This window comes from Pedobacter sp. MC2016-24 (assembly GCF_015223055.1).
Taxonomy (GTDB): Bacteria; Bacteroidota; Bacteroidia; order Sphingobacteriales; family Sphingobacteriaceae; genus Pedobacter.
In genome coordinates this window covers 539,118-560,849 of the sequence record NZ_JADFBX010000001.1, presented here as the reverse complement: position 1 = coordinate 560,849, position 21,732 = coordinate 539,118, and the positions used below count along the sequence as shown (strand labels likewise).

18 protein-coding genes are annotated in these 21,732 nt (G+C 39.6%); 11 read left to right on the top strand and 7 right to left on the bottom strand.

Features of this window, described 5'->3' with window-relative positions:
* Positions 1-16: 16 nt before the first annotated feature.
* The 4 genes from IM797_RS02595 to IM797_RS02580 all read right to left on the bottom strand — a co-directional run bounded on the left by IM797_RS02595 (position 17) and on the right by IM797_RS02580 (position 5,125).
* Positions 17-796, bottom strand: coding sequence for an enoyl-CoA hydratase/isomerase family protein (locus IM797_RS02595; protein ID WP_194125525.1), 780 nt, complete (start codon positions 794-796; stop codon positions 17-19).
* Positions 797-805: 9 nt separating this feature from the next.
* Positions 806-2,617: a ComEC/Rec2 family competence protein gene (locus tag IM797_RS02590; protein ID WP_194125524.1), complete on the bottom strand. Its 1,812-nt coding sequence runs from the start codon at positions 2,615-2,617 to the stop codon at positions 806-808.
* Positions 2,617-4,644, bottom strand: a complete 2,028-nt coding sequence (locus tag IM797_RS02585) for a helix-hairpin-helix domain-containing protein (RefSeq protein ID WP_194125523.1) — start codon at positions 4,642-4,644, stop codon at positions 2,617-2,619. Before IM797_RS02585 ends, IM797_RS02590 begins: the two co-directional genes overlap by 1 nt.
* Positions 4,645-4,789: 145 nt before the next feature.
* Positions 4,790-5,125, bottom strand: a complete 336-nt coding sequence (locus tag IM797_RS02580) for a MerR family transcriptional regulator (RefSeq protein WP_194125522.1) — start codon at positions 5,123-5,125, stop codon at positions 4,790-4,792.
* Positions 5,126-5,319: 194 nt separating this feature from the next.
* Between IM797_RS02580 and alaS the strand changes: the two genes are divergently transcribed.
* Entirely contained in the window at positions 5,320-8,016 is a 2,697-nt protein-coding gene (gene alaS, locus IM797_RS02575) for an alanine--tRNA ligase (protein WP_194125521.1), read from the top strand.
* A 226-nt stretch (positions 8,017-8,242) separates the two neighbouring features.
* Here alaS and IM797_RS02570 read toward each other — a convergent pair whose 3' ends face one another.
* The 3 genes from IM797_RS02570 to IM797_RS02560 are packed head-to-tail and all read right to left on the bottom strand — an operon-like array spanning position 8,243 to position 10,945.
* Positions 8,243-9,067 (bottom strand): heme ABC transporter ATP-binding protein, encoded by an 825-nt coding sequence (locus IM797_RS02570; protein ID WP_194125520.1) that lies wholly within the window; start codon positions 9,065-9,067, stop codon positions 8,243-8,245.
* Between the two features lie 10 nt (positions 9,068-9,077).
* A complete protein-coding gene (locus IM797_RS02565) occupies positions 9,078-10,124 on the bottom strand; it encodes an iron ABC transporter permease (RefSeq protein ID WP_194125519.1) in 1,047 nt (348 codons plus the stop codon).
* The gene (locus IM797_RS02560) at positions 10,118-10,945 is read right to left on the bottom strand and encodes a hemin ABC transporter substrate-binding protein (protein ID WP_194125518.1); all 828 of its coding nucleotides are present in this window, start codon (positions 10,943-10,945) and stop codon (positions 10,118-10,120) included. The genes IM797_RS02565 and IM797_RS02560 overlap by 7 nt, the downstream gene beginning before the upstream one ends.
* 351 nt (positions 10,946-11,296) lie before the next feature.
* On the opposite strand from IM797_RS02560, the gene IM797_RS02555 reads away from it, so the two are divergent.
* The 10 genes from IM797_RS02555 (at position 11,297) to IM797_RS02510 (ending at position 21,714) form a co-directional block, all read left to right on the top strand.
* On the top strand, positions 11,297-13,657 hold the full coding sequence (locus IM797_RS02555; protein ID WP_194125517.1) for a TonB-dependent receptor: 2,361 nt from the start codon (positions 11,297-11,299) through the stop codon (positions 13,655-13,657).
* Between the two features lie 24 nt (positions 13,658-13,681).
* Positions 13,682-14,344: an HmuY family protein gene (locus IM797_RS02550; protein ID WP_194125516.1), complete on the top strand. Its 663-nt coding sequence runs from the start codon at positions 13,682-13,684 to the stop codon at positions 14,342-14,344.
* A gap of 68 nt (positions 14,345-14,412) precedes the next feature.
* Positions 14,413-15,117 (top strand): HmuY family protein, encoded by a 705-nt coding sequence (locus tag IM797_RS02545; protein ID WP_194125515.1) that lies wholly within the window; start codon positions 14,413-14,415, stop codon positions 15,115-15,117.
* A 29-nt stretch (positions 15,118-15,146) separates the two neighbouring features.
* On the top strand, positions 15,147-15,707 hold the full coding sequence (locus IM797_RS02540; RefSeq protein WP_194125514.1) for a biliverdin-producing heme oxygenase: 561 nt from the start codon (positions 15,147-15,149) through the stop codon (positions 15,705-15,707).
* A gap of 92 nt (positions 15,708-15,799) precedes the next feature.
* Positions 15,800-16,801, top strand: a complete 1,002-nt coding sequence (locus IM797_RS02535; protein WP_194125513.1) for a helix-turn-helix transcriptional regulator — start codon at positions 15,800-15,802, stop codon at positions 16,799-16,801.
* 166 nt (positions 16,802-16,967) lie between these two features.
* Positions 16,968-17,741, top strand: coding sequence for an HmuY family protein (locus IM797_RS02530; RefSeq protein ID WP_194125512.1), 774 nt, complete (start codon positions 16,968-16,970; stop codon positions 17,739-17,741).
* A 17-nt stretch (positions 17,742-17,758) separates the two neighbouring features.
* Positions 17,759-18,730, top strand: coding sequence for a hypothetical protein (locus IM797_RS02525; RefSeq protein WP_194125511.1), 972 nt, complete (start codon positions 17,759-17,761; stop codon positions 18,728-18,730).
* Positions 18,731-18,770: 40 nt separating this feature from the next.
* Positions 18,771-19,412: a hypothetical protein gene (locus IM797_RS02520; protein WP_194125510.1), complete on the top strand. Its 642-nt coding sequence runs from the start codon at positions 18,771-18,773 to the stop codon at positions 19,410-19,412.
* A 139-nt stretch (positions 19,413-19,551) separates the two neighbouring features.
* Positions 19,552-20,469 (top strand): hypothetical protein, encoded by a 918-nt coding sequence (locus IM797_RS02515; RefSeq protein ID WP_194125509.1) that lies wholly within the window; start codon positions 19,552-19,554, stop codon positions 20,467-20,469.
* 9 nt (positions 20,470-20,478) lie between these two features.
* Complete coding sequence (locus IM797_RS02510; protein WP_194125508.1) at positions 20,479-21,714, top strand: S41 family peptidase; 1,236 nt, start codon at positions 20,479-20,481, stop codon at positions 21,712-21,714.
* The last annotated feature ends 18 nt before the right edge of the window (positions 21,715-21,732 follow it).

The following is a 21,732-nucleotide window of genomic DNA, read 5'->3' as shown; positions in this document are numbered from 1 at the left end:
ATATTGAATAATTAGTTTACCAGTTAATTTTCTCTTTGCTGATAAAGGCAGCAATACCTTTTTTGAAATCATCGCTCTCCCTTACTTTAGCGTTAATTTTTACCGCTTCAGCCAAACTCCTGTCCAGATCCGGATTGGTGGTCTGTCCAATGAGTTGTTTTGTTACCATTAACGCGTTTGAGGACGCTTCATTGCACAAACTTAACGCAAAATTCCTGACAATAGGATCAATTTCATCTTTGTTTGTTACGTAAGTGATTAGTCCGTAATCTAATGCCTCCTGCGCGGAACACAAGCTACCTGTTAACAAGATCTTTTTAGCAATGGTTTCACTTGTTTTTCGAAGTAGAAAACAGGATACAATGGCGGGTACAAAACCCAATTTAACTTCTGTATAGCCAAAACTGGCTTCAGGAACTGCAAAAGTTATATCACAGACTGTCACCAGTCCGCAACCGCCTGCAATGGCATGCCCTTCAACCTGGGCAATAACTACCTTTGGAAGGTGGTAAATTGTTGTAAACAAATGTCTTAAGTTGTCGGAGTCTGCCAGGTTTTCTTCGTAAGTGTTTTGTTGCAGCTGCTGCAGGTAAGCCAGATCGGCACCTGCACTAAAAATATTACCGATGGCTTTCAATACCACAACTTTAACTTCCGGATCTGACGCTGCCTGGTTGAATGTACTGGTTAACAAGGCTACCAATTCTGGGTTCAATGCATTTCGCTTTTCGGGACGGTTAATGGATATCGTCGCTATGCGATCGGCAACTGAATATAAAACTAAAGGCTCAGTCATATAGAATTTTCAATGAATAGGAATCAAAGATGCTTTAATTTTCTTTAAAATTGAGGGATGGACGCCAGTTTTATTTGCATCCTTAAACTTTATCTCAACGATTTTGTATTGGTCAAGGGCAGGTTTAACATGAATAAGGAAATCCCTTTGTCCGGAATCCAGATCCGTAATCAGTATCGCTTTAGTTCCTGAAATGAGGGCAAGCGCATAATTTTTTGGCAAACCAAAACAGATGATGAGTTTTTGATGTTTGGATTGATATTTCTGATACGACAAGCTGGACTGGAAAATTAAAAAAAGTAACAGTGAGACAAGTAATAATTGCTTAAGCTGGTGCTGTAACGCGTAAATGAGCAGGAACAAAGCGATGCTTAACAAAAAAAACTGGGTAGGGTTGATCCAAATTCCGGTAATGTTGGCAAAGGGTATCTTGGCAATCATACCGAGGCCTGTATTCATGAATTTCACGAGCAATTCAAAGGCCGGAGCTAAGGTTTCAATCCGAAATACCAGCATGAATATACCCAGATACATTAATAAAGCGGAGGGTACGATGATAAAAAGATTGCTTATTAGAAAATAAACCGGAAATTGGTGAAAATAGTAAATGCTCAAGGGGTAGGTAGCTATTTGGGCGGCAGTAGACATAGCTATGGCCGACCAGAGTTTTTCAAGCCATTTGTTTTTAACCTGATAGCTTTGCCTGATAATGGGTTGAAGATAAATTAACCCCAACACGGCTAGAAAGGAAAGCTGGAAACCTGCGTCCCAAATCAAAAAAGGATCATAAACCAATAGACAAAATGCAGCAAAAGATATGATGTTGTAACTGTTGCCGTGCCGGTTTAACAATTTAGTTAGGATGAATGCAGAGAGCATAACCGCAGATCTCAATACAGAAGGAGAGAAGCCGGTCACCAGTGCATAGAACCAAATCAAAGTAATAATGACACTTGCTTTTAATACGCTGAGCCATCGCTTTCCCTTCATGTAAAACATGATCTGGTCTATGATGATGTATATTAGACCGACGTGCATCCCTGAAACTGATAGTACGTGGATAGTGCCTGTTTTTGCGTATACGTCAAAGGTATCCTGTGCAAGTTCAGCGCGGTAGCCCAAAATAAGTGTAGCGGCTATGGAAAAACAATCCTTGTCTTTGATGACCTTTCTATAAAAATCTACCTGTGCCCTTCGGAGTTTAAAGGCATAAGCTTGAATCCTGTTCCCAAGGTTTTTATGTAATTTGATGATTTGTGCTTGCTGAAGAAACGTTTGATGATAAATCTGTTGTCTGGCCAGCCAGGTTTTATAGTCAAATTCAGCAGGATTTAATACTCCAGTTATAACCTTGCTTTGTATGGGGATAACGAGCTGATCTCCATATTCAATTTTCAGGCTGGCTGAATCCTGAACTTTAATGGATACCATCAGTTGGTTTTCAGCTGCCCGGAATCGCCATACTTTTTTTCTGAATATGGGTTCGTCTGTTACTGTTATTTTTATATATTTTTTATACTTATATTTTTGATTATCAATATGAAATCTAAATTTATTTGAATGATAACGTAATGTTCCGATTAAGGCAATGGTCAAACCGATCGCCAATCCAATTGCAGCTTTAAATTTATACGCTTTGATTTTCAAATAAAGGATGTTTACTAGTGTCAATAGCGTTAAAGAAATAATTGTACTGAATAATATCCATGAGGTTAACCTCGAAGTGTTCATTTGTTCGCCAATCAGGATGCCCAGTATAAAAGGAATTAAAATCCTCACAAATGCAATTTCGGCCAGCTGAATGTCTCGTTGAGCCTTCATTAAAACTGGTATCGGATTTGTAATTTGAGCTCTGTTTTTTTGTTGCCTTCAATTTCATCCAAGCCAGATCCGATTTTTTCAGCGTCACTATAAATGAATAGGGCGTATCTTGCCCATATATCCATTTTGCGCATGGCCTTATACCTGATGTTGAGAAAACTACGAATTCCTTTTCCGGAATAATTTCCTGAACCTGCAGCATATAACACATCGTCTTCATAAGCATAAATCCTACTGTTGTATGATGAAGTGTTAAAATAAGCAAGTCGTATGTTTCCAGAAAAAGTGGCCGACATCGGACTGTAACCAAAATCCTGATAAATTAAAAAGCCATACTCGTTGTTTTTTATACCTTTCTGGTATCGAACTATTTCTGTTCTTTGCTGAAAGTTGTACTTTTTGTCTAATCTCCAATTAAACTCCAGCCGATAGTTTTGTTTCAATACGTTTTGTAGTCCTGGCGTTTCGTCGCCGGCTTCCGGATTCTGCTGTTTCAGTTCCCTTTTAAATCTCAGTACGAATTTAAAGATCTTATTGGGCATATAGGTTAACTGACCCAACAAATCATAGCCTTCAGATGCAGAATCGATGCGGTATTTTAGCCAGGGAAAGCGGAAGTAATCAGCATATGTCGAAAAAGTCCAAGCTTTACACGGATTAAAGTTTAGTCCCAGGTAAATGCCGCGCTCATTTGCAGTTTCAGTAGCTTCGCCTACAGCCTTGCTAAAAAAGGAGTGGTAATTACGATCATAATTCCTCGCCAGCAGTACTGCAGCTAATTTTGGTGTTAAATTGGCCATTGCTCCTTGTATCATTGCCCAGCCGCTTTGTATACTACGCGCCACTTCGCCATAGAAATACACGTTTTTATAGGTGTAATTGTAATGAAGGCCCAAATTGTTGAGTGTTTTTCCGGTAAAACTGTATTTGTTGTATAAGGCTGTTCCCGTGATAAATTGATGTTGATATTTGGAGTGGTAAGCTACCAGACCAAAATTAAGGTTATTACTTAGATATTGTAAAATGCTGCCATAAACCATTTGTCCAACGCTGCTCTTATTCTGGAGTTCCGTTTTTGTTCGATGTAAGCCGCTGGTTTGAATGTTGGAGAGTGTATAACTACTGTCTGCCATACGTTTTAGACTTGCATCTATTTTTCTGTAGGAAATGAAGGTGCTCAAATCAAGGTTTTTAGCTATGCTTAATGTGGTAGCTAACCCTCTGAAATAGGAAGACTCATTGGTCGAGGTATAAGGTTTAATCCCTAAATCTTTTGCAGCCACACTAGTTACATCGGCGCCTTTACCAAAACCAAAGCCAGACCATAAACTTAAACCCTGCCCAAACTGCAAACTGTAGTCGCCGAGTACCAATTTTTTTAGGCGTCCGATTTTAAATAAGGCAAGATGGGCAGATAGAAAATCGGCTCCGCTTGTTCCTTTCAACCAATATTCTCCAGCATCTTTTTTTAGTAAAACGGCCGCAGAAACTGCTTCATCCAAAGTGTAACGGTATTTAACCAGGAATTTGTCGGCGGTTCCGAGATATCTACTCCCGGGTAAATCTCTAAAACCCTTTTGTTGCTCAAAGAATCTTGCGTATCTCACTATCAAGTTGTTGTGACCTGCGTTTGTCAGGTTTTTTAAGTGCAATTGGCTTAAAGCGATATGAGCATCATCAACTTTTACAAAAGGTAAGATTCGGTTAACGGTTTCCGCATCAAATCCTGGAATAGCCTGTAATTCCAGCACATCAAGTAACTGGCCGTTGTTTTTTAGGTAGTTTAACAGACTTGATATTTGTAAGGAAGAGAGAAACACCAATACTTTTAGGGTGCTAGCTGTAGCCTTATTTAAATCAATGGGATGTTTTTTGTAATAGGACAGATTTTCGCTAAGTTCAGAGAGGTCTTCTTCTTCTACATTGCGCTCCGCAAGATTTTCTACAATTTCCTTGATTTTTTCTTCTTCCTGTGCCAGGCTGGAGATATTGGTCAATAGGAAGAAAAATACAAATAATACTTTCATAGTGATGGGTCAAATTGGACCAATCACCGGAATATTTATCAGATTAAACAACTTTTGCTGTTTTTTTGAAAAAAAACTTTCACTGCATAAGAGATCGATAATGAAAGATTTTGGTTTAGAAAGCTAGATCATCTGTTTTTTAATGCTAAATCTCTTCGTTAAGTTTTAATAAAAAGTCTTTGAGTTTTTCCAGGGAATCAATAATTTTTTGATTTTCTTTAACCTCGCTGTTGTTGTTTTTTAAATGATCTTTAGCACCTTTCAAGGTAAAACCTTTATCGTCTACCAGATGAAAAATGATCTTTAAATTTTCAATATCTTCAGGAGTAAATAGACGGTTCCCTTTTTTGTTTTTCTTAGGCTGTAAGACATCAAATTCCTTTTCGTAAAAACGGATTTGCGATGCGTTAACACCGAACATTTCCGTCACTTCCCCCATGGTGTAATACATTTTGTTAATTTCCCGTTCTTTATAAGGCATGATTGGTGTTGATTGTTAGTGTTTTATGGCTTTTATTTAAAGTATTCAAACTTAGGTAAAGTTCTGCAAGTATCCATGAAGAGAATGAAAAAAATATTCCTGGTGCGGCCAAATCCAACGTAATTTATGTAAAGCGATCTTATAGAAATAATGGAGGAATATGCTAATTTTGCTCAAAATAAACCAAGAGAAGGATGACAGCTAAGGAAATCAGACAGGCATACTTAAAATTTTTCGAATCGAAACAGCACCATATTGTTCCATCTGCACCTATTGTAGTTAAGAATGATCCGACCCTGATGTTTACCAACGCAGGGATGAACCAATTTAAAGATTTGTTTTTAGGTGAAGCGCCAATCAAATACCCAAGGGTTACGGATACGCAACGTTGCCTGCGCGTATCGGGTAAACACAATGATTTAGAAGAAGTGGGTATTGATACTTATCACCATACCATGTTTGAGATGCTTGGCAACTGGAGTTTCGGCGACTATTTTAAAAAGGAAGCCATTGCCTGGAGCTGGGAATTGCTGACTGAGGTTTATAAAATACCGAAGGACAAACTTTATGTTTCTATTTTTGAAGGTGACGAGAAGGAAGGTTTGCCAAGAGATTCAGAAGCTTACGAACTGTGGAAACAGTATGTTCCTGAAGCACGTATCATATTAGGCAATAAAAAAGATAATTTCTGGGAAATGGGAGATACAGGTCCTTGCGGTCCATGTTCTGAAATCCATGTGGATTGTCGCCCGGACGATGAGCGCGCTGCTGTAGAAGGTAAGACATTGGTTAATGCCGATCATCCCCAGGTGATTGAGATCTGGAACAATGTATTCATGCAGTTTAACCGTTTGAAAGATGGTTCCTTACAGCCCTTACCAGCACAGCATGTAGATACAGGTATGGGTTTTGAACGTTTAGTAAGGGTATTGCAGGAAAAATCTTCTAATTATGATACTGATGTTTTTCAACCTCTGATTCAGTTCATTGCTGCTAAAGCCGGAGTTGAATACGGTGCAGACGAGAAAACGGATATTGCCATGCGGGTAATGGCTGATCATATCCGCGCAATTTCATTCGTAATCGCTGATGGTCAATTGCCATCTAATAATAAAGCAGGTTATGTCATCCGCCGGATTTTACGTCGTGCGGTGCGTTATGCTTATACTTTCCTGAATTTAAAGGATCCATTTCTGAATGAACTGGTTCCGGTATTGGCCGTACAATTTAAAGGAGTATTTGACGAATTGTCTTTGCAACAGGATTTTGTTCAGAAAGTGGTATTGGAGGAGGAAGTTTCTTTCCTGAAAACTTTAGCTACGGGTATCCAACGTTTTGATAATTATACCAAAAAGCAGGCCGATTTCTTAATGTCAGAAAATGCCATAGAGCCAGAAAAATCTTTTGAAGATAACTGGGTTTACAGCATTTTGAAAGACCAGATGGTAATCTCTGGTGATTTCGCTTTTGAACTCCAGGATACCTATGGTTTTCCTATAGATTTAACAGAATTGATGGCCAGAGAGAAGCGTTGGACTGTAGATATGTCCGAGTATGAAAAGGCCTTGCTTAAGCAGAAGGAACGTTCCCGCGCAGCTACAGCTGTTGACACTGGTGATTGGGTAATGGTTAATGCCGATCTGGCCACAGATTTTGTGGGCTACGACGATTATGAAACTGAAACACAAATCATCAAATACCGTAAGGTCAGTGCAAAGGGGAAAGAGCAATACCAAATTGTATTGAGCAAGACTCCTTTTTATGCCGAAAGTGGTGGTCAGGTAGGTGATACTGGTCGTTTGGAAGATCATAGTCGCTTATTTTTTGTAGAGGTGACCGATACGAAGAAAGAAAATGGCGTAATTGTTCATTATACCGATACTTTACCGGAAGATCTTGACGGATTGTTCTGGGCGGTAATAGATGAGAAGAAACGTTTATTGTCACAGGATAACCATACGGCCACACATTTGTTGCATGCCGCACTCAAGAAAGTACTGGGCTCCCACGTAAATCAGAAAGGGTCTCTGGTGAATCCGGATTACCTGCGTTTTGACTTTTCGCATTTTGCAAAGATCAGTGAAGACGATCTGGCCCAGATTGAACACCTGGTGAATCAAAAAATCAGGGAAAATATTCCCCTAAAAGAGCAACGCGATATACCTTACGATCAGGCGATTTCCAGTGGAGTAACCGCTTTATTTGGAGAGAAATATGGTGATTTTGTAAGAGTTATTACTTTTGATGACCATTACTCTAAAGAGCTTTGTGGTGGTACTCACGTGCAGGCTACGGGTCAGATTGGCTATTTTAAAATCATCTCTGAAAGTGCCGTCGCGGCAGGAGTAAGACGTATCGAAGCCATTACTGCCGATAAGGCCGAAGCTTTTGTCTTACAGCAAAACCGGGAATTGAATGAATTGCGCGCCTTATTAAAAGGCAATAAAGATTTGACTGCTGCCGTTTCCGCGTTGGTAGAAGAAAATAATAAGCTTAAGAAAGATGCGGAAAAGGCAGTTGGCGAGCAAGCGGCCAATTTAAAACATGAAATTGTGCATCACCTGAAAATTATTAATGGTGTTAACCTAATTGCAACTCATGTAGATCTTCCAAATGCAGATGCCGTGAAAAATCTGGCTTTTGCTGTGAAAGATCTCGTGGATGATCTTTTCCTTGTATTCACTACATTGATTGACGATAAACCAGGAATCACTGTGATGTTGTCTGAAAACCTGGTTAAGGATAAGGGGTTGAATGCTTCTAACATTGTTCGAGAACTGGCCAAAGAAATTCAAGGTGGCGGCGGTGGGCAGCCATTTTATGCAACTGCTGGTGGCAAGAACAAACAAGGTCTTGAACAGGTATTGACTAAAGCTGAAAGCTTATTATAACAGAAAAATCAGGTTGTATAACAACCTGATTTTTTTATTTTCATGCATGTCCGCACTCTACCACTAAAAACTATAGAAAAAAAACGGATGTTATTTTAGTGCCCAATAACCGATTGCCAACCAAACCAATCCTTTTGCAAGGAAAAATAGAAATCCCCAAACACCGACTCTCTTGAGCCATTTAAGCAATGCTGCTTTTTTTTCGGAGCTTGATTTGCTGGTCATATTACAAAGATATTGGGTTTGCGGCTGATTTTTCAAATTTTATATTTATTGAAACGTTTCTTGGAATAAAAAAGTGTTGCAGTGTATATGGATTGGTGTATACATCTGAATTAATTTCAAAAACTTCATAGATATTTTTAGGTGTTAGTACTTCAGCCGCGGTACCATCATACCATTTTCGGCCATTTTTTAGCATTAAAATTCGATCAGCATATTGAGCGGCCAGATTAATATCGTGTAATACCGTTATAACCATAAAGCCGCGTTTGCTTAGCGTTTTTGCAATGGCCAGAGTTTGTTGCTGATACTGCAAATCCAGACTGGCGACAGGTTCGTCCATGAGCAACAGCGCAGCTGATACGTCCCAGATTTGGGCAAGTACCCTGGCCAGTTGGACTCGTTGTTGTTCACCACCCGACAAAGTCAGGTAGGAGCGTTCTGCAAATGTAGTGATACCAGTTAGTTCCATAACCTGTTTCACAATGTCTGTGTCGTTTTGGCTAGGGTTATTTTTATAATGTGGATACCGTCCCATGGTCACAATTTCTAAAACTGTAAAAGCCATATTGACGACATTCTGCTGGTTGAGTACACCTCGTTTTAAAGCCAGGTCAATCAATGTATAATCTGTAATTTCTCGTCCATGAAGTTTTAAGCTGCCTTTATCGGCTTTTTTCTCGCCGCTTAAAATGCGTAACAGTGTAGATTTACCAGCGCCATTGGATCCTAAAATGGCCACCAATTCTCCAGGGCGGATGCAAAAAGAAATGTCCTTTACCAGGGCTCTTTTGGCAATTTCATAAGTCAGCTTATCAGCAATCAGCATAGTTTATAGGTTATAGTACCAATTTTTTCTTGTCCTTAATTAAGATATAAAGAAACAGCGGGGTACCCAATAAGGCTGTGATCACACCAATGGGCAATTCGATGGGGGCTATGATGGTTCGGCAAATTATGTCAGCCATGGTTAGCATCAATGCGCCGAACAGTGCTGATGCTGGTAATACATGTTTATTGTCTACGCCAATGACCATGCGAATGGTATGCGGAACCAGTAGACCGACGAAGCTAATGATGCCGGAAACAGCCACTGATGTGCCTACAGCCATAGTAGCCAGTATAACCACATTTCTCTTCACTACATTTACTTTTAAACCCAATTGACTTGCCTGAGCCTCTCCAAGAGAGAAGGCATTTAGTGCTTTACCCATTCGGGGTAGAAGTAGCACCGGAATGAGGATGAAAGGCAAGATAGACCATACTGTTTCCCAGGACGCTCCGGCCAGGCTACCGAGCATCCAAAAGGTGATGTTGCGCAACTGCTGATCATCCGCAATGTAAGTGATTAACCCAGTTAAGGCGCCAGCCAGAGCATTGATAGCTATTCCTGCAAGCAACATGGTGGCCACATTGGATTTTCCATCTGTTCTGGAAATCTGATAGACTAACATGGCAGCAATTCCCGCACCGGCAAATGCACCAAAAGCAAGTAGGTAATAGCCAAGGAGATTACTTAACCCGGAGAAAAGCGATACTTCAAGTACAATAATGATCACAGCCATTAAAGAGGCTCCTGCTGAAATTCCAATCAGGCCTGATTCTGCAAGAGGATTTCTGAATATGCCTTGTATAGCAGTTCCGGAGATGCCCAGCGCAGCACCAACAAGTATACCGAGAGCTACCCGGGGTAGGCGTACGATGTTTAATACCCCTTCATATTGAGGGGATACGATTGCATTTTGAAATAAACCTAATTTTTTAGCCATGATCAGTACCACATCTTTCACAGGAATATTTACTGCACCGAGTGCCATAGAGCATGCGGAGACAACACATAAGGAGATGATTAAAATAAAGTACAGCAAGAATCTTTTACTTACCATTTATCATTCAATTGCGTGATTGCCTGGGCCAAACGTGTAGAGAAATTAACCAGCAATTCCCCATCCATTTCCACTATCCTTTTGTTTCTTCCGGCATTGGTCAGTGCTACGCCTGGCATTTTTAAAATACTGCCTGCACCGCCTAAGCTTTTATAGCCAAAATCAAACATCAGGATGATATCTGGATTGGCATTTACCAGGGCTTCTGTAGTGTAAGGCTTGAATTTTGAAAAACCTTGCGCTGCATTCTTGCCGCCTGCAAGTTTAATGATAGCGTCAATATTCGTGTCTTTCCCCGCTACCATCATCACACCGGCTCCCCGGGCATAAATGAAAAGAACCTTCGGTGATTTTGAATTTTGTTTAACCTTATTTAAAGCATGGTTTACAAACACCTCTGTTTGTTTAGCAAGTCCTTCGCCTTTGGCCACGTCGTTCAATGCAGCGGCAATTTGTCTGATGAAAACAACTGCGCCAGCTTTGGAAAATTCTTGTTTGATGACCAATAGTCGGATACCTGCCGACTTTAACTGGGATGCTATCGCTTTAGATATTGAGCCCTCCGGTGCAAGTACTAAATCCGGACTAAAAGAGATGATTCCTTCGGTGGATACGGTACGATTCTGGCTGATCTTTGGCAGATTCGTAATATATGCAGGGTAAGTACTGGTCACGTCGACAGCTACAATTTTGCTGCCATAGCCCAGCGCATCTACAGTTTCAGTAATGGCGCCTCCTAAGGATATTATTCTTTGTTGTGCATGTGTTGAAATGCAGCAAAGAAATATCGCTGCACATAAAATATAACTTAATTTCATCATTTTTTGAAAGGTTTTTTGCATTGTTTCTATTACAAAGGAAGCTTTAATTAAAATCATTCCAAATAATTTATTGAATATTGTCGGTATAGGTATTCTTTGAATTTCATTTATTTTTTCAGGCTGTTTTATTTGTTTTGTTAATGTTATCTAATTGTTTATGAGTTATTTGTTTTGGTTTTTCTTAGGTTTTATACCTTGATCCTATCCCCGTTTTCTATATAAAAATATCCCAATTCCGTTAACATAATCCCGAAATGGTTAAAAATAATCCGTTTCACGTTGCATGATTATTGACAAATGTAAGCATATTTGTAGTCTTATTTAGACTCATTAAAAATAGTTGCTGTATAAATGTATAAACTGATTAGCATTTTAAAATATTGTCTGGTTATGGTATTTGTGCCATTTGCTGCTGCTGTATTTGCAGATGTTCCTAGGGGCATATTAATTGGTACAGTAGTAGATGCAGTGGGGAAACCAGTTTCAGGAATTACAGTCACTTTACAGCCAGATAATAGATGGGCGATCACCGACGCGAAAGGGAGATTTGAAATCGCTGGCTTGTTTCAAGGTACTTATAGCCTGGGTATCAAAGCAATTGGTTTTGATATATATACAACGCAGGTCGAAGTGGAAATGGGTAAAATTAAATCGATTTCCATCCATCTGATTGCTGGTAATGAAGGCTTAAATGAGGTGAATGTGAAAGGTGTTCATGGTAATCCGGATAATTTTATTGATATGACCCGAACGGTGATGCCAAGTAAGGTGATCACGCGGCAGGAAATTGAAATGATGGGGAGCAGGAGGCTGGACGAAGTGTTGAAAGAACAAACCGGATTGGCTATAGTTAATGATATAGGTTCAGGTAGCAGAGCTGTAGGTTTGCAGATGCAGGGTTTTGACAATGGTTATACGATGATTATGGTAGACGGGCAGTCGATGGTTGGACGTAATAATGGCAATTTTGATCTTTCGCGCATTACTGTATCCAACATCGAGCGCATCGAAATCATCAAAGGTGCATCGTCATGCCTTTTTGGTAGCGAGGCCCTTGCGGGGGTCATTAATATCGTGACTCGTAAAAATATCAATCATCCACAAGCGATGGCGGCATTGCGTTATGGCAGTTTCAATATGATTGATGCCACATTAGAAGGGGAAACACCTTTTGCAGGTAAAAATGGTTCTGTTTACCTATCTGGAAATTATTACCGCACAGATGGTTTCAACGCTAATCCGTACTTAAACGAAGGGAAAACTGCGCCGCCATTTAATAGTTTTGCATTTCAGGGAAGGGGCCGGTATTTATTAACTGAAAATAGTACCTTTAATTTTAACGGACGATATGTAACCAGACATTCGGAGAACAACATTTCTTATGGTGTTCAGCCGACAAAGGATGTGCTGGATGAACAGGATTTAAATGTTTCTGTCTCTTTAAATAATCATTTCAATAATGGATTAAAACTGAAAAGTCAATACCACTTGGCCAGGTATAAAACAGCCCATGACATTACTGATCTGAGCAGTGGTGTGCTGATGCCTGGCAATAGCTTTGAGCAATATGTTCATCGTGGCGAATTGCAGGGCCTTAAGCGGCTGTCTGATGCCATCGAGCTCACTGCAGGTGCTGGAGGCGCTTATGAATTGTTGCAAAATACAGCATATCGAGGGTCGAAAAATATGGCCAACTATTTTGTTTATGGCCAGGTGAGCTGGCATCCGTTAGCCGATTTGTTGGTGACAGGGGGAGGTAGGTATGACTACCATGATATGTACGGCGGGAAAATAAATCCAAGTCTGGGTTTACAGTACCAGTTACTGGATAATTTTACGGTTAAAGCTGCTGTAGCAACGGGTTTTAAAACCCCCAATTTCCAACAACTATACCTGGTATTTACAAATCTGCAAACAGGTTATACCGTATTAGGCTCAGAGGAGTTCTGGCGTGAGATTAAGACTTTGCAGGACGCCGGACAAATCATGAGTGTATTTCCCAGCGCTCAAAACATAGGTAAGCTCAGGCCTGAAAGATCAGTGTCCTATAGCGCGGGATTTAATTATAGTCCCATAACAAGGTTAAAGCTGGATGTCAACATCTTTTACAATGAGATGAAGGATTTTATCAATTCGGAACAGGTAGCTGTAAAAACCAATAATCAGCAGGTGTTTTCATATATGAATATTGCCAAGGCTTACACAAGCGGTGCTGAGATTGGCTTGAGCTGGTCGGCAACAAAAGCATTTACTATATCAGCAGGTTATCAGTTACTTTATGCAGTCGATAAGGGAGTGGTGGATTCCATTAAAAACGGAACCGGTTTGTATGGATTTGTTTATGATACAGATATAAATAATATAAGACCATCTACACTTAAAGATTATTTCGGTCTCAATAACCGCTCGCGTCATATGGCTAATGTTAAATTTAGCTATCAACATGAGAAATCGGGACTCACCGGAACTTTCAGGATTAACTATCGTAGTAAATATGGCTTTTCAGAGGACAATAAAGCCAATAAATTTTTAGACCCATATGATACCTATGTCCGCAGTTACTTTCTACTAAACTTGGCTTTACAGAAAACATTTTACAACAAACATTTACAATTTCAGCTAACTGCTGATAACCTGATGAATTACCGGGATCAGTTGATGCCTGCGCAACAGGGCAGGGCGATAATTGCTGGACTAAGCTGGCGATTTTAAAGATTAAGCATTAATAAAAACGATATGAAAAAGAATAAATTAATACATGGAATGTTCATGCTAGCAGTTTTCATCAGCTTTGTTGCCTGTACCAAGGATGAAATCAAGCCCGATCTTGAAGATGGCAAAAGTACCATCGTAAAAGACTTGCCTGGGGATGTTGGAAATACAGTGGGCAGCGCAAAGCCATTTGAGATTTTTTACTTCAGTTTTAATACGAATACTAAGGTTGATAAAAGTAAGCTGCTCAGCTCAGATTGGGATATCGCATTTGCCAAAGAATACAATTCCTATGTATCTGTAAATAACGGCAATAGTGATCAGAGCTACGGCTTTGGCGGCTCAGGAAAAGCTGCGATGGTGGTTGTAAACCAAGCTTATGATGCTATAAAAACAGCGCCTTTAGATGATGAGTTCGTAAAGAATGGGGTAACAGCTGTAGGATGGGATCCTGGAAATGGTGTTGGCTGGTACTTTTACGAACTCAATACCCATATCGCTGTTCCCGTAAAAAACAGAACCTATGTTTTAAGGACAGCCGAGGGTAAATATGCAAAACTACAACTGATCAGCATGTATAAAGGTGCACCTGCTACAGTTACCGATCTGAACTGGCCCACCCCTTATTTAACATTCAGGTATTACGTACAGCAGGATGGCAGCCGGAATTTAAGTACCAAGGATTAAAGATTAAAATAACACAAGTAGAAGAATAGAGTAATTCGATGCATTCAAAATTTAACACAATAAATATCATGAACAATTTAATATCAAAAACATTTAAAATCAGCGGCTTACTGGTACTCACTTTAGGAATGCTCTCTTCTTGTGAAAAAGATAAAGAGAGTGTTGAAGAACCATCAGGTTTTTATTATAAACTGGAACGTGTAGAGAATTTTACATCAGGCGTTGAAAAAGCACCTGCGTTTTACTTTAGTTTTAATACCAAAAAAGAAGTAGCAGCCGCACAAGTAAAAACGACCGACTGGGATATGGCATTTGGCGGAACACTAACCTGTTTCATCAGCGGTAATAATGGGGCCGATGTAGCCAATTACGGCGTAGAAAGTGCCGCTGTAGGTGGCATTGCAATCGTTGAAAAACCTTTTGATCAGGTAATCGATGTACCTGCAGATACGGAGTTTAAAACTGGTAAAAATGTCTTCGGGCTAGATAAAGAAGGCGGACGTGCAACTGATACCGGATGGCTTTTATATGATGAGACGGGACTAATCAAAGGTGATGGCAGCGCGCTCAAAAAACATGTAGCGTACGGCATTCCTGAAAAACGCACATTAGTGATCCGTACCGCAAAAGGTGACTATGCAAAAGTAAAAATGATCAGCCTTTATAAAGATGCATTTACAGCTGATAAAATGTTCTTAAATACACCAATGCCATTTTTTACGTTTGAATACGTAGTAGTGCCTAAAGGAAGTACAAAATTCCAAATAAAATAACTCAATTTGACACCTTAAATTATAAACACATGTTAAGCAACTCAATTAAAGAAGCGACTAGAGAAGCACACTTAAACCTGGAAAAAAAAGTAGTACAAAAAATGAAAGCTATTCGCAGTGATGCGGATTACGCAGATTTCCTAAAGCATTTTTATACTTATTTTAACCAGGTTGAGCAAGCAATCGCTCCATATATCACAGCAGAATTATTACCTGACCATGCAGAACGCCGCAATTCACAGTATCTAAAACAAGATATTCAGGAACTTGGTGGTGACGTAAATGATCTTCCAGCTGCGCAGGCACCTGAAATCAACAATACATTACAGGCACTTGGTGCCTTGTACGTGATGGAAGGCTCAATTATGGGTGGACCAATTATCGTGAAAATGCTGGAAAAGTTTGGAATCACCAAAGGTGTATCCTTCTTTTCAGGATATGGAGAGGCTACTGGCCAAATGTGGGCTAAATTTGTAGCGATATTAAATACTCAGGCTCATAGCCTTGAAGAAGAAGCTCTGGCCATTGAAGCAGCTAATGCTACTTTCTCGAACTTCGGAGAAGTATTTGGCGAAGTTAGTGTTGCTTAAAAAGACCCGGTCACCAAATAAACGCTATCATTTAATCTGTCTTCCCTGAATTTCCATTCAGGGAGATGGATTATCCCTAAAAATATGCTCCAATGAAAATCAAATCCAAAATTGAGGGCTCTGATGAATGGCTGTTCATTGAAGAAATTCCGGAACGCTATTCACCTAATACTCCGCTTTCAGAGAAAAACGTAAACATCAAAAGTTTGTCTGCACAGAAGTTGGTCAATTATCAGCTCAGTGCCGGTGGACTCTTCCTCGTGCATTCCACCATGCAATTCAATACTAACGTGAAAGTTTTGTCTGAAATAGAAGGAGAGACAATCACTTCACAATTCATTTTCTACGGAACCAATTCGAATCCAGAAAAAAAAGATAATAAGCAGACACGTAGAGAGGGCAGCCGTCACAATATCCGTTACATTCCCTCGATCAAGGGAAAGTATCAGATGATACCCGATGTAGAGTATAAGTACTTTCTGCTCGTTTTGTCAAAAGCTTATTATTTTCATTTGATTGATCAGCATTCTTTGCTACATACAGACTTTGTGCGTGAAATTTTAAAAGGAAAGTATACTTCATTTGCTGCAAAAGATCTTTCTGTTACTACAGAAATGAAAAGAGTGATCAATGACATTTGCGAATGTAAACGTACAGGGGAATTGAAGCGTTTACATACGGAATCAAAAATCCTGGAATTGCTGATGCTGCAATTGGAACAAATGCAGTCTGGCATTGAAGTGGATAAATACCTGATTAAACAGGATGACCTTAAAAAAATAGAGCAGGCCAGGGATATTCTGGATGCTGGATATAGTTATCCCCCAACCATAATTGAGTTGGCCAAACAAGTAGCCTTAAATGAATTTAAATTGAAAAAAGGCTTCAAAGAATATTATGGCACCACGATTTACGGATATGTTACCCGTTTAAGAATGGAAGAAGCTAGAAGATTGATTCTCGATGAAAAGAAGAGCATTGGACAGGTGGCTTCAGCTGTGGGTTTTAACCATCAAAGTCATCTTACTGATGCCTTTAAACGCTATTTTGGCATCCTGCCAAGTGAAGTGAAAATAAACGAAGATTCTTTATAGTCAACATAGTTTGCTGAATGACACGGTAAAAACCGGATTATTTTTTATCCCGAAATGGTTAAAGATAATCCGGTTTTCGCTAAGGTATTTCTAAGATTAGTATGTATACTTGTACTGTTATTTAGACTCATTAAAAATAATAGCGCTATATAATAACACTAGACTTATGAATTATCTGTATCTAAAATTAAAACAAGCTTCAAGACTGCTTGCTACGGCGGGGATTACCGCGAGTATGCTACTCGTTTCCTGTTCCAAAGAAAATGAGGTTACTCCTGAACCATCTGGAGAAATTGCGGATGTAACTTTTTATAAGATGTTTAGGGTGGAGAATTATGCTGTAGAAACTGATGATAACAATCCGACTGTACCTAAGACAGCTGTTTACTACAGTCTGGAAGAAGGGAAGGATGTGGCCTTGGTTAATGCTAAAACTACCCGCTGGGATATCGCCTTTAATGGTTTATACAATAGTTTTATTTCTGGAAACAATGGGAAGAATGAAACCAATTCAGGTTTTGGATCTAACGGTATTGGCGGTGTTATAATTGTACAAAAACCATATGACGAAGTGGTAGACATTCCGGCTGATACTGAATTTAAAACCGGTGGGGGTTTAATAGGTACCGATGATGCTGGCTCATTCGGACAGGGGACCGGCTGGTATTTGTACGACTTTGGAGGATCTGTTGTAGCCACCGGAGCGGATAAACAGCATGTAGCCTATGCATTGGGAAATCCTTTAAAACTTTTGAATGGAACCACTTTACCTGCACGGACGATTATTGTACGTACTGCAAAAGGTAATTATGCGAAAATCAAAATGATCAGTTGTTATAAAAATGCCCTTACTCCAGACTTGTGGTTCAAAAATACACCACATATGTATTTTACTTTTGAGTATACTCTTGCTCCTAAAGGCAGTTTAAAATTTAGATAAATCTTTTGAAACCCGATATGAATTTAAAAAGTATACCCTTTTTTACAGGAATGCTATTGCTCGTAGTGTTATTCTCCTGCAAGAAAATAGTGGATCTTCCGGCGCAGCCGAACAATAGGATTATTGAATACAAAGTAACTAACGTACAGGATACTGCTATATATGGTGCGATTGACGAAATAGAAAGAAGCATCACAGTCTATATTCCCTTTTACTATAACCTGGTAGTGATAGATCCCGAGATTAAATTGAGCGCAGGTGCAAAGCTGCAGGAACCGATAGATGCTATTGAAGTGACTCGTACAGATGTGGTTTATAAAGTGAAGGGGGCAGATGGTAATGTTGCCAGTTATAAACTTAAAATAGTAGTACAAAATGCTGGTGACCTTTATGTAAAAGAATTGTCTACTGCAGCAAATATCGCAGTATATTATCCTAATGCACAGTTTGTAGTTTCTGGTAATTTTTTTACTAAAGATCCTACTGTTGTTGACATATCGCTGGTGTCGAAAAATAATGCTAAAGAGTTTCCGATCAAATATGGGATTGCGCATGGCGGATCCAATCTTGATGATAAAGGAATTGTAAGTTATAGTATGAATTATGATAATTTATTACCTACTCTGGATAGCGGTCTCTACGATATTAAGGTTAAAGTGTTCGGTCAAACTGCGCAATCTAAGTTTCCCATCCGGATATCTTATAAACAACCAGATATTGCAATGGTTGGTCGTGATTTAAAACAAGGTGAATCTTTTACTTACAATGTTGTGCCTGGTACGGTACTTACTGGAATTAAAAGCGTTGCAATAGCGGATGAAAGGGGCGTATTCAGAAATCTGATTGTAGGTGAGTATACACGTACCCAATTGCTATTGCAGGTTCCGGGTGATTTCCCAACCGGCGAATATTTACAGTTGCGCATCGAATTCGATAACTGGACCACAGTTATTAAGAACTTTATCATTTTCAAAGTAAACTCAAAATAAGAATCTCAGCCCTTTTGGCCCCTAATTATATCTAAAAAACATGAAACAAACACTATTAAAAACGCTTATAGCTGCAGCTGTTATCACAATTAGCGTATCGTCTTGCAAAAAGGAAACAGGATCGCCGGATTCAGGCTTGTCTTTGAACCATACTACAAAAGCCGTTGTGCCGGGTGTGGTTACCTCAGCTTCATTTACTTCTATATGGGGAAACCCTTACAATGCTGCAAGCTACGGTACACTAAGTTACGATCTGATAGCAAACGTACCGGGTACACCGGGAGAGGCATTGTTTAGCGGACAGGTAAACAATACACTCAGTGCAGGAGTAGGATACACGCTGCATTATATTTACAATCCGGCTTTAACCTTGTCGGCTATTACTTTGAGTGATGTTGCTCCAACTGCAAACAATTATACAACGGTAGCTAGTATTGGAATGAATACCAGCACCGGTTCAGTGCCAAATGGTTGGTTTAATTATGCTTCTCCTTCTCCTGTTCCTGTTTCAGGATTCTTTGCTATTCTTGAAGATGGTACAGACACTTACGTTATCCAGTTAACTGGTTTTCCGAACGCGGCTTCACGAGCGGCTACAACAGATCAAAACGGAGATGGCGTGATAAACGCCAGAGACATCGAAGTAAAAAGCGATGTAAATTTTTCTTACAAATTATTATAATCTGAATTAATTAATCATAATAGCCGAAGGGCCGGGATACGGCAGGCTTTGAAAACAACCGTAGCCCTAATGAGATGAACCCGACCGGCATAAGGAGCAAATATATCCTTTTGCCGGTTTTTAACAAAAAAACATACAAATGAAGAATTTTTATATTTTAATATTGTTATCGCTGCTGCTGTTTTCCTGCAAAAAAGAATATCCGGATTATCCTTATGCAGAATTAAAGCAATTTATCGTCAAAGACGCTAAAGGTGCTGAACTTAAAGCCGTCATTAAAGGTGAGGACATCATGGTTTATTGGCCACCCATGCAAGACGTGCCGGATTCTGTAAGCCCATTGACTACCGTTTCTGAAAGAGCCAGTATTTTCCCCGCTTCTGGAAAAAAGGTCGCATTTAAGGACGGTACCATTTATAACGTTACTGCACAAAATGGTAGCATAAAACAATACAAATTGAAATTGGCACCCAATCAGGTAAAGCCACAGCTTATTGTTGGTGCCAGCGTATCCGTAGGCGCATACTTCACAATTGGTGGTGATTTTTTTATCCCTGACACCGCAAAGACCAAGGTGTTTATTATCGATAGTAAAGGGAGGGATAGGCAACTGACAAACCTGCTTTCTATTAGTCCGATCAGTATTGCATTTTATCTTCCGGAGTTGCAAGAGGACAGTTATAAAGTTAAATTAGTCAGTGGTGTACATACCATCATTGCGAAAGATCCCCTAGCGATCACTTATTCGTCTAGCCCTATTCTTGACAGGATTATTGTAGATTATCCAAGAGCATTAAAAAGAGCGGGCGAATATCAATACCGGTTTACAGGAACACCTGTTTCCAAACTAAATAAATTACGGTTAAGGCTGCTGAGTGACAATAACTTTTATGAGGTGGAGATCAAATCAAGAAACCCAGATAATACGGTCAATATAAAAATACCAGCTACGATGCCACTCGGAACTTACACTGCTTTTGAAATCAGTTCATCTCTACTTTCAACGCCGTTTGTAAGAAACCTGGGTGCTTCTTATCGTATTGTGTTGTCTGAATAGCTGAGCAGAATGAAATATATAATCTGGATTTTGCTGATTGGTTTTAGCCTGGGCTGTAAAAAGGACAAATCCGAAGGTGACGACTTGCCGGTTTCACCTACCACTGGTACGCGGATCGAATTTACCCTGGATTCTATCTATTTATATGCCCGTCAGGTTTATTTATGGAATGATGTGCTTCCAGTTTATAATATTTTTAATCCCCGTAAATATGCCAGCCAGGAACCTGAATTTACTGCATTGAAAAAGGAGCTGTTTGAATTTAGTCAATTCAAAATGAATCCAGCTACAGGGCTGGCCTACGAGTTTCCGGTAAACACAGGATATCCTAAGTATTCTTTCATCGAAAAAATAAGCGTAAGTGCCGGTAAGACTGCGGTTGTTGAAGGAAATATGGAGTCAGGACTTCTTAAAACTGCTTTGATTGACCAGGCTGGTATCAAAGTTGCTTATCTTGCAATGGGTTCTTTTCCAGCATTGAAAGATTGCAAAACAACCCTGGATCAAGTCTTTTCTGACTTTGCTTCTTCGGTTCCAAAATACATCATCATAGATCTTCGCTCAAACGCCGGGGGATATGTCGAAACGGCTGAATATATAGCCAATTTGATTTCACCTTCCAATTTAACAGGTAAAGTCATGTACAGCGAGGAATACAATTCGATGATGCAGGCGGGTAAAGCAAGCATCCTGAAAAATCAGGCTTATCTGGACGCTGCAGGTCAACAGGTCATTTACAAGGGGAAACCTGCAACTATGGCCGATGTAAATTATACCGAATCAGCAAATACTTTTTTATATAATAAAAAAGGGAATTTGGAAAGTGTTACGGATGTTTATTTCATTCTTTCAGGTAAAACGGCTTCCGCCAGTGAGATGCTGGTCAGTATAATGAAGCCTTATTTAAAGGTATATACTCTAGGTGAGAAAAGTTATGGCAAACCAATAGGTTTCTTTGGCATTAAGATCGATATATATAGCCTTTATCTTTCTGGTTTCCTCATTAAGAATGCATTAGGATGGGCAGATTATTTCAATGGAATGAATGTCGACCTCCCTATGGTAACTACTGCTAATCCCATTTGGGGAGATCCAGATGAAAGTTGTTTAAAACTTGCCCTCACACAAATTGCCAAAGGGAGTTCCCGCATTCTGCAAAGCAAGGAACCTGTAAACAAAACCCCGAGATTAATGCTTCCTCAAATTTCAGGCATCTTAGAAAACCGACTCAAACTAAAGCAATAAAAATCACTATAAAATAGA

What these genes read in the sequence shown, in the direction of transcription:
- IM797_RS02585 (WP_194125523.1), bottom strand. Translation starts at nt 4,644, where the DNA reads ATGAAAGTATTATTTGTATTTTTCTTCCTATTGACCAATATCTCCAGC.
- IM797_RS02545 (WP_194125515.1), top strand. Translation starts at nt 14,413, where the DNA reads ATGAACAATTTAATATCAAAAACATTTAAAATCAGCGGCTTACTGGTA.
- IM797_RS02520 (WP_194125510.1), top strand. Translation starts at nt 18,771, where the DNA reads ATGAAACAAACACTATTAAAAACGCTTATAGCTGCAGCTGTTATCACA.
- IM797_RS02555 (WP_194125517.1), top strand. Translation starts at nt 11,297, where the DNA reads ATGTATAAACTGATTAGCATTTTAAAATATTGTCTGGTTATGGTATTT.
- IM797_RS02515 (WP_194125509.1), top strand. Translation starts at nt 19,552, where the DNA reads ATGAAGAATTTTTATATTTTAATATTGTTATCGCTGCTGCTGTTTTCC.
- IM797_RS02540 (WP_194125514.1), top strand. Translation starts at nt 15,147, where the DNA reads ATGTTAAGCAACTCAATTAAAGAAGCGACTAGAGAAGCACACTTAAAC.
- IM797_RS02510 (WP_194125508.1), top strand. Translation starts at nt 20,479, where the DNA reads ATGAAATATATAATCTGGATTTTGCTGATTGGTTTTAGCCTGGGCTGT.
- IM797_RS02595 (WP_194125525.1), bottom strand. Translation starts at nt 796, where the DNA reads ATGACTGAGCCTTTAGTTTTATATTCAGTTGCCGATCGCATAGCGACG.
- IM797_RS02570 (WP_194125520.1), bottom strand. Translation starts at nt 9,067, where the DNA reads ATGCTGATTGCTGATAAGCTGACTTATGAAATTGCCAAAAGAGCCCTG.
- IM797_RS02565 (WP_194125519.1), bottom strand. Translation starts at nt 10,124, where the DNA reads ATGGTAAGTAAAAGATTCTTGCTGTACTTTATTTTAATCATCTCCTTA.
- IM797_RS02580 (WP_194125522.1), bottom strand. Translation starts at nt 5,125, where the DNA reads ATGCCTTATAAAGAACGGGAAATTAACAAAATGTATTACACCATGGGG.
- IM797_RS02550 (WP_194125516.1), top strand. Translation starts at nt 13,682, where the DNA reads ATGAAAAAGAATAAATTAATACATGGAATGTTCATGCTAGCAGTTTTC.
- IM797_RS02530 (WP_194125512.1), top strand. Translation starts at nt 16,968, where the DNA reads ATGAATTATCTGTATCTAAAATTAAAACAAGCTTCAAGACTGCTTGCT.
- IM797_RS02525 (WP_194125511.1), top strand. Translation starts at nt 17,759, where the DNA reads ATGAATTTAAAAAGTATACCCTTTTTTACAGGAATGCTATTGCTCGTA.
- IM797_RS02560 (WP_194125518.1), bottom strand. Translation starts at nt 10,945, where the DNA reads ATGATGAAATTAAGTTATATTTTATGTGCAGCGATATTTCTTTGCTGC.
- IM797_RS02535 (WP_194125513.1), top strand. Translation starts at nt 15,800, where the DNA reads ATGAAAATCAAATCCAAAATTGAGGGCTCTGATGAATGGCTGTTCATT.
- IM797_RS02590 (WP_194125524.1), bottom strand. Translation starts at nt 2,617, where the DNA reads ATGAAGGCTCAACGAGACATTCAGCTGGCCGAAATTGCATTTGTGAGG.
- alaS (WP_194125521.1), top strand. Translation starts at nt 5,320, where the DNA reads ATGACAGCTAAGGAAATCAGACAGGCATACTTAAAATTTTTCGAATCG.